The organism is Paraburkholderia sp. EG286B, from assembly GCF_040965655.1.
Taxonomy (GTDB): Bacteria; Pseudomonadota; Gammaproteobacteria; order Burkholderiales; family Burkholderiaceae; genus Paraburkholderia.
Genome location: NZ_JBFRCF010000015.1, coordinates 224,964 through 232,465 on the forward strand (window position 1 = coordinate 224,964; position 7,502 = coordinate 232,465).

The 7,502-nt window shown below is 60.1% G+C and carries 5 protein-coding genes; all 5 read left to right on the top strand.

Features of this window, described 5'->3' with window-relative positions; genetic code table 11:
- The first annotated feature begins 2 nt into the window (after positions 1–2).
- Positions 3–992, top strand: a complete 990-nt coding sequence (gene rfaE1 / locus AB4Y42_RS29495) for a D-glycero-beta-D-manno-heptose-7-phosphate kinase (protein ID WP_368696116.1) — start codon at positions 3–5, stop codon at positions 990–992.
- Complete coding sequence (gene rfaD / locus AB4Y42_RS29500) at positions 989–1,978, top strand: ADP-glyceromanno-heptose 6-epimerase (protein ID WP_368696117.1); 990 nt, start codon at positions 989–991, stop codon at positions 1,976–1,978. The genes rfaE1 and rfaD overlap by 4 nt, the downstream gene beginning before the upstream one ends.
- Before the next feature lie 75 nt (positions 1,979–2,053).
- Entirely contained in the window at positions 2,054–3,319 is a 1,266-nt protein-coding gene (locus AB4Y42_RS29505) for an FkbM family methyltransferase (RefSeq protein ID WP_368696118.1), read from the top strand.
- A gap of 75 nt (positions 3,320–3,394) precedes the next feature.
- Positions 3,395–6,094 carry a glycoside hydrolase family 99-like domain-containing protein gene (locus tag AB4Y42_RS29510; protein WP_368696119.1) on the top strand — a complete coding sequence of 900 codons (2,700 nt, stop codon included), beginning with the start codon at positions 3,395–3,397 and terminating at the stop codon, positions 6,092–6,094.
- Between the two features lie 246 nt (positions 6,095–6,340).
- Complete coding sequence (locus AB4Y42_RS29515; protein WP_368696120.1) at positions 6,341–7,348, top strand: glycosyltransferase family 2 protein; 1,008 nt, start codon at positions 6,341–6,343, stop codon at positions 7,346–7,348.
- Positions 7,349–7,502 lie beyond the last annotated feature (154 nt).

Sequence of the window (7,502 nt, forward strand, 5' to 3'; positions counted from 1 at the left end):
CCATGAATGCAGTGACGAGGACCCGGCTGTCGGACGACCTCTCCGCGGCGCGCGTACTGGTTGTCGGAGACGTCATGCTGGACCGGTACTGGTTCGGTGACGTTCATCGCATATCGCCAGAAGCGCCGGTGCCCGTCGTGCATGTTTCCAGCACCGAGGATCGCCTCGGCGGAGCAGCAAACGTAGCCCGCAATATCGCTGCGCTGAATGCGCGGTCGGGGCTGCTGTGCGTGGTCGGTACTGACGAGGCTGGCGAACAGATCGTTTCCTTGCTGCGCGACAGTCGTGTGCAGGCGCATCTTGAGCGCGATCCTTCGTTGCCTACCACCATCAAGCTGCGTGTGCTGTCGCGTCATCAGCAATTGCTTAGGGTGGACTTTGAGAGCGCGCCGGCCCATGAGGTGCTGCTTGCCGTGCTGGCACGCTTCGAGGCGCTGTTGCCGTCGCACGACGTGATTCTCATGTCCGACTACGCAAAGGGCGGCCTTACGCACGTCACGAAGATGATTGCCGCTGCGCGCGAGGCGGGCAAGCCAGTGCTGATCGATCCGAAAGGTGACGACTGGGAGCGCTACCGGGGAGCGACGCTGATTACGCCGAATCGCGCCGAACTCAAACAAGTCGTTGGTCAGTGGAAGTCTGAGGACGATCTTCATGCACGCGTCGCACGCTTGCGCGAGGAACTCGAGCTTGAGGCGCTGCTTCTGACGAGATCGGAGGAGGGCATGACGCTCTTTACCGATGCGGGTGCGATGCACGAGTCGGCGCGTGCACGCGAAGTCTATGACGTGTCGGGCGCCGGGGACACGGTTATTGCCACGCTTGCGGCGATGCTCGGCGCCGGCGCGTCGCTGGCCGATGCTGTCTCCGTTGCGAACCGGGCGGCCGGTATCGTGGTCGGGAAACTGGGCACGGCAACAGTCGAATTTAACGAACTCTTTCCCGATGCGGTGACCGATATGCAGGACACCGCGCTGGAGACTCAATCATGACCCTCATCGTCACCGGCGCGGCCGGCTTCATCGGCAGCAACATCGTCAAGGCGCTGAACGAACGCGGCGAAGACCGCATCATCGCCGTCGACAATCTCACCCGCGCGGACAAGTTCAGGAATCTCGTCGATTGCGAGATTGACGACTACATCGACAAGACCGAGTTCGTCGAGCGTTTCACGCGCGGCGATTTCGGCGACGTGCGCGCGGTGTTCCACGAAGGCGCCTGTTCGGACACGATGAAAACCGACGGCCGCTACATGATGGACAACAACTTCCGCTATAGCCGCGCCGTGCTCGACGCGTGCCTCGCGCAGCGCGTGCAGTTTCTGTATGCGTCGTCGGCGGCGATCTATGGCGGCTCGACGCGCTTCGTCGAGGAGCGCGACGTGGAAGCGCCGCTGAACGTGTACGGCTATTCGAAGTTCCTGTTCGACCAGGTGATCCGCCGCGTGCTGCCCACGGCGCAAAGCCAGATTGCGGGCTTTCGCTACTTCAACGTGTATGGTGCGCGCGAAACGCACAAGGCGCGCATGGCGTCGGTGGCGTTCCACAACTTCAACCAGTTCCGCGCCGAAGGCCGCGTGAAGCTGTTCGGCGAATACAACGGTTATGCGCCTGGCGAGCAGACGCGCGACTTCGTCTCCGTCGAGGACGTGGTGAAGGTGAACCTGTTCTTCTTCGATCATCCGGAGAAGACGGGCATCTTCAATCTGGGCAGCGGCCGTGCCCAGCCGTTCAACGACATCGCCACGACCGTGGTGAACACGCTGCGTGCGATGGAAGGCAAGCCTGCGCTCTCGCTCGCGGAGCAGGTCAAGGAAGGGCTGATCGAGTACATCCCGTTCCCGGACGCGCTGCGCGGCAAGTATCAGTGCTTCACGCAAGCGGACCAGTCGAAGCTGCGCGCGGCGGGCTACGACGCGCCGTTCCTGACCGTGCAGGAAGGCGTGGATCGTTACGTACGTTGGCTCGCGCAAGAGTGAGCCTGATTTGCGCCGCTGCGCAGTGGCGCAATCAGAGTATTTAAATAACAGGCAAACAATTTGCCGAGAGAAGTGTTGGAGAAGCTGATGCAATCGGACAATTTGTTCGAAACTGTTGATACCCGTCACGGGCAGGTAACACTATTCGCTAACGATACGGGGGCTATCAGCGATTCGTTACGCCTGTATGGCGAATGGGCGCAAAACGAATTAAGTTTCATGTTGTCCATGGTGCATCCGGGCGACACTGTGATCGATGTGGGTGGCTATATCGGTACGCACACCCTGGCGTTCGCCCGTCACGTTGGGGAACATGGACAGGTCGTTACGATCGAGGCGCAGGCACGCAGTTTTGATTTGTTGAGCCGAAACATCCGCGACAACGGCCTCGCCAATGTCCGCGCGGAAAATGCGATCGCTTCGGCGGTGGCTAAGGAAGAACACATTCCTGCCATCGATATCAAAACGCCGGCGAGTTACGGCAGCGCGTCGTTGCGGGACGTTTTCGTACCGGGGGCACGGCAGCACGAATCCAGCGGCGCATCGGAATTCCGCGTGAAGTCGATCGCCCTCGACGAGCTGCCCGTCGCTTCCTGTGCGCTCATCAAGATCGACGTGGAGGGCATGGAGGACATGGTCTTGCGCGGTGCCGGGGAATTGATACGCCGCCATGGACCTGCCATTTATGCGGAGTGCAACTCGCTCGAAGACGGGCTGCGCTGTTTCAGGCTGTTGAGAGAATACGGTTATCGGGTTCGGGCACATGTCGTACTAGCCTTCAATGAGGATAACTTTCTGCACTGCAGTCAGAACGTTTTCATGGGCGCGCGCGAAGTGGCTCTGGTGGGAACGCCTGAGGCGTCGGATCCGCTCGAAGGTTACGAGGTTCGTCAGTGCGAACTGTTGCTCGATATTGAAACTGCTGACGATCTGGCGCTTGCCCTGCTGAACAAGCCGCAGTACGACCACGAGGTGCTGCGCGCCAGCGCGGCGGCGCGTTCAGGTGGCACTGCTGTGCTGGACGCTGCGGTCGCATTGAGGGAGTCGGCGCGGCAGGCAGCGGAGAAGGAAGAGCGAATTGTGCGAGAGTTGAAAGAGCAGCACGCGCAAGAACTCGACGACCGTGAACGCAAGATTGCTGCGGCGGAGGAAGAAAACAGCAAACTGCGGGCCGAGGTGGACCGACTTCGGGCAGAAGTAGCTCGCGCAATGGAGTCGGAGCGTTCGGCGCGGGAGGCCACCGCGGAACTACAGAGGGCTACCGACCAGATCACGCAGTCGATGATCTGGCGCATAACGGCACCGCTACGCGCGTTAGGTAAAAAGAATACAGATCGCTGACCGAATGCGATCGCGGGATTGAGAGATACATCGGGGCCTTCGGGCTGGCAGGAACGTTTTTGAGGCGATGAAAGGATGAGAATCGTTATCGGTCTGGTAGAGCATATCGGCGACATCGTCGCGTGTGAGCCGGTTGCCCGTTACCTGAAGATGAGGCACCCCGACAGCACGGTGGCATGGGTTGTCAACAAAGCCTATCGCGAGCTTATTGATTCGAATCCTCACGTCGATGAGACGGTGGCCGTCGATTGCCTGACGGACTGGATCAAGATCTCCCGGCATGGGGGATACGACAAGGTCGTCGATCTGCACGTCAACTACCGTGTCTGTTCGCATTGCCGGGTTCCGCTGATCAAGGATCACGGCAATCCATTCATTAACGCCTACGAGTGGCTGGACTATGGCGCGTTGCTCGAAGCGTTCTCGATGGGCGCCGGGCTGCCGAAGCTCTCGGCGGCTCCACGGCTCTACATCGGCGATGCAGACCGCCGTGCGGTTGACGCGCTGGGGCTTCCGGCGCAGTACTGTGTGATCCACCGCGAGTCGAACAATGTCGACAAAGACTGGACCAGTGAAAACTGGCAGGCACTGGCGCGCTGGATTGCGACGGAGCTGAAGCTGCCGATCGTGGAGGTCGGTGTGAGCAAGGAGGGCGAACCGTCCCCGCTGGCCGCACTGGCTACCGACCTGAGAAGCCGTACGAGCATCCTCGCAACGGCAGAGATCATTCGCCGTGCGCGTTTCTTTATCGGCGTCGACAGCGGCCCGTCGCATCTCGCGAACGCCGTATGCACGCCTGGCGTCGTCCTGCTCGGCCGTATGGGCGCATTTCGTCAGTACACGCCGTATACGGGCCTCTATGGCAGCGACGCGCCGGAGGTTAAGCTCGCCCGCAATCTGCTCGGTCCCGCGCACGAGTTGCCGGCTCAGGATGTCATCGAGGCCACGCGCTATGTGGCCAATATCCTTGACGGACGAGGCGAGAATTCGGAAAGCAGCCCGGTGGTGCCCAAGGCGCCACCAAAATCTATTGCCTTTGACGACACGGATATCGCGCTGCTGCGCCAGTCTTCGCTTTACGATGCGGCTTGGTACATGCTGCACCACCCAGAAGTCGAGGCGTCGAAAATGGATCCCGCCGAGCATTATCTGACCATCGGCGGCGCGCTCGGATATCGCCCCGGCCCGGAATTCGATGTGAAGCAGTACCTGAAGCGCAATGAGGATGTAGCCGCCTCGGGCATGAACCCGGTGCTACATTACATTCGTTTCGGCGAACTCGAGGGGCGCGCTGGCGCAGTGCAGACGCAACCGGCAGGTGGGCATCACGACCTCAAGCTCGAGAGCAATGGCCGGTCACTGTACGCCGATCCGCCGCGCCTTTCGGACGCCCTGGAGCAACCCGCCATCGTGCTGTCGTCGCGAGAGGCCCAGGTGCCGGATGCCGAACTGCCTCGCACGTTCGCTTTTTATCTGCCGCAATTCCACCCGATTCCCGAGAACAATTGGGCGCACGGCCCCGGTTTTACCGAGTGGAACAATGTCATCAAGGCAAAGCCGCTGTTCAAGGGGCATTACCAGCCGAAGATTCCCGGGGAACTCGGCTACTACGATTTGCGCTCGTTCGACGTCGTGCGCCAGCAGGTCGAACTGGCGACGGAGTACGGCATTTCGGGCCTGTGCTTCTATTACTACTATTTCCATGGCAAGAAGCTGCTTTACAAGCCGATCGAGAATTACATCAATTCCGATCTGAAAATGCCGTTCTTTTTCCTTTGGGCAAACGAGAACTGGAGCAAGCGCTGGGATGGCGGCGACAACGAGGTCATCATTGCCCAGCAGCACTCGAAGGAAGACGACCTTGCGTTCATCCGGGAACTGATGCCCGTTTTTGAGGATGACCGATACACGAAGGTGAACGGCAAGCCGGTGCTGTGCATTTACAAGGCGCATTTGTTCCCGGACATTCTCAGCACAACCGAGATCTGGCGCGACGAGATGGCTCGGCGCGGATTCCCTGGAATCTATCTGGTGATGGTCGACGACTGGACGCCTGAGCCGCCGCAACCGCGACAACTTGGTTTCGATGCGAGCTACGAGATTCCTTCGAATGTTGTGCCGCCCGACGTGCTCAGTCGCGAGACCGATTCGCTCGACCTGCCGGAGAATTTCACGGGTCGAATCGTTGACTATGACAGATTTGCGCGATTCCACATGAGTAGGCCCGCGCCGGAGTACCGCCGGTTCCGCACCGTGATGCTGCCTTGGGACAATACCCCGCGCTATGGCTCGCGTGCACTTGTGCACGTCAATACGGAAGGCGACTCTTACCGGTTGTGGCTCGCACAGGCATTGCTCGATACCTACAGGCGCTACCCGGCCGAAGAACGAATCGTGTTCCTGCATTCGTGGAATGAATGGTGCGAAGGAACCTACCTCGAGCCGGACGGCCGGCGTGGACGCCGGTATCTTGAAGAAACGCGTGACGCGATTGCCGACGTAAAGAACGTCCTCGCGCTGCAAGGCAGCGAGGAGTACGCGCGGGCGCTGGCGTTGCTCGAGCGGGTCCAGCGTGTCAAGGACGAGGGCGCGTACCGGATTTTCCAGGCGGCGCGCGCGCAATCCGGCGCACTGTGGCGGGATCGCGAGGCGCTGCGCACCGAGCTTGCGGCCGCGCGATCGGCGAACGTGAACGAGGAACCGGCCAATTCGGGCAGGCCTGCGTTGGGGGCAGTGAAGCATCGGTTGCGTCGGATAATTAGCGACCGACGTTGACCATGCCGCGGCGTGCGCAAAGTCGCCTGCGTGAGCAAGGCAGCTTTGCGTGCCCGGTGTTTCTGCAGTTACGCTCGGGAATAGAATAACCGACGTATGGGGCTCTAGCTGTGCCACGGCTCGTACGCGAAATGAGCCCTCGTGCGAGCCCGGATAACCGGCCGAACAGCGAGGGTTCGTTGCTTTGCGTAGCAGCGCCCTCTGCACTTGATTGTTGGCCCAGCCCCTGACTTTCCTCCATTCCAGATGAGCGTGACGACTTCTCCCGCGACGTCCGTTGGCATTGCAATGTGTACATGCAACGGCATCGCTTTCCTTGATGCGCAACTGCAGTCTTTGACTGACCAGTCGCGTCTACCAGATCAGATCGTTGTGAGCGATGATCGCTCCGACGACGGCACCTGGGAGCATCTTGTTGAGTGGAGCGAGTATGTGCGTTCGTCTATGGGCATACGGGTCACGCTGCTCCGCAACGAGAAGCGGCTGGGTGTGACGCGCAACTTCGAACAAGCGATACGCGCGCTCGATACCTGCATTATTTTTCTTGCGGACCAGGATGACGTTTGGGCGCACGATAAGATTGCGATCATGGGCGCCTACCTCGAAACACACCCGTCAGCACTCCTTGTGCATTCCGACGCGGAGTTAGTTGACGAGGATGATCGAGACCTTGGACAAACGCTCTTCCAATCGCTTTACCTTTCCGCAGCAGAACGCGTGCTGGTCCAGCAGCAGCGGTTCTTCGAAGTCTATTGCCGCCGGAATCTCGTGACAGGGACGGCCGCTGCTTTCCGGCGCGAATTGCTTGACGTCGCGCTGCCTATTCCCCCCGAGTGGCTGCATGACGAGTGGCTTGCGGCCTGTGCAGCGGCATGGAAAGCGGTCGCGATGATGCCGGAAAAGCTGGTCCGCTATCGACAACATGGCCGGAATGCAATTGGCGTCCCGACGGGCAGGATTTCGTGGCTCGCCGCTTACGTGAGGCGAGCGATCGCGTTGCCGCGTGATCGGTATCTGGCGCGCAAAATCTCGCGCTTTGGGGTGCTGCACCAGCGACTGGGCGAAACACAGTTCGTACGCGCTGATGCGTTGGCGCTGTTGGCCGAAGCCGAGCAGCACTTTATCCGTCGGCGCGGGTTCCCACGCAATCCGGTGCAACGGGTTGCTTCGATTGTTAGGGAGGCGCGCACTAGAAGCTACCAACGTTTTGCCGATGGAGTGGCGGGTATGGTGCGTGACCTCATCAACCGCTAGTGTTGCGAGCCGGAAAGTTGCTTTGCTTGCGTATTTCGGCGAAGCCGAACACGGATTTCGGTTGAAGTCGAACAGGGTTTCCGGAGGAAGGTGAACAGCCGTTTCGCTTGAAGTCGAACGGTTTCGGGGAATTCCGGAATCGGTGTTCGGCGCT

What these genes read in the sequence shown, in the direction of transcription:
- rfaE1 (WP_368696116.1), top strand. Translation starts at nt 3, where the DNA reads ATGAATGCAGTGACGAGGACCCGGCTGTCGGACGACCTCTCCGCGGCG.
- AB4Y42_RS29515 (WP_368696120.1), top strand. Translation starts at nt 6,341, where the DNA reads ATGAGCGTGACGACTTCTCCCGCGACGTCCGTTGGCATTGCAATGTGT.
- AB4Y42_RS29510 (WP_368696119.1), top strand. Translation starts at nt 3,395, where the DNA reads ATGAGAATCGTTATCGGTCTGGTAGAGCATATCGGCGACATCGTCGCG.
- rfaD (WP_368696117.1), top strand. Translation starts at nt 989, where the DNA reads ATGACCCTCATCGTCACCGGCGCGGCCGGCTTCATCGGCAGCAACATC.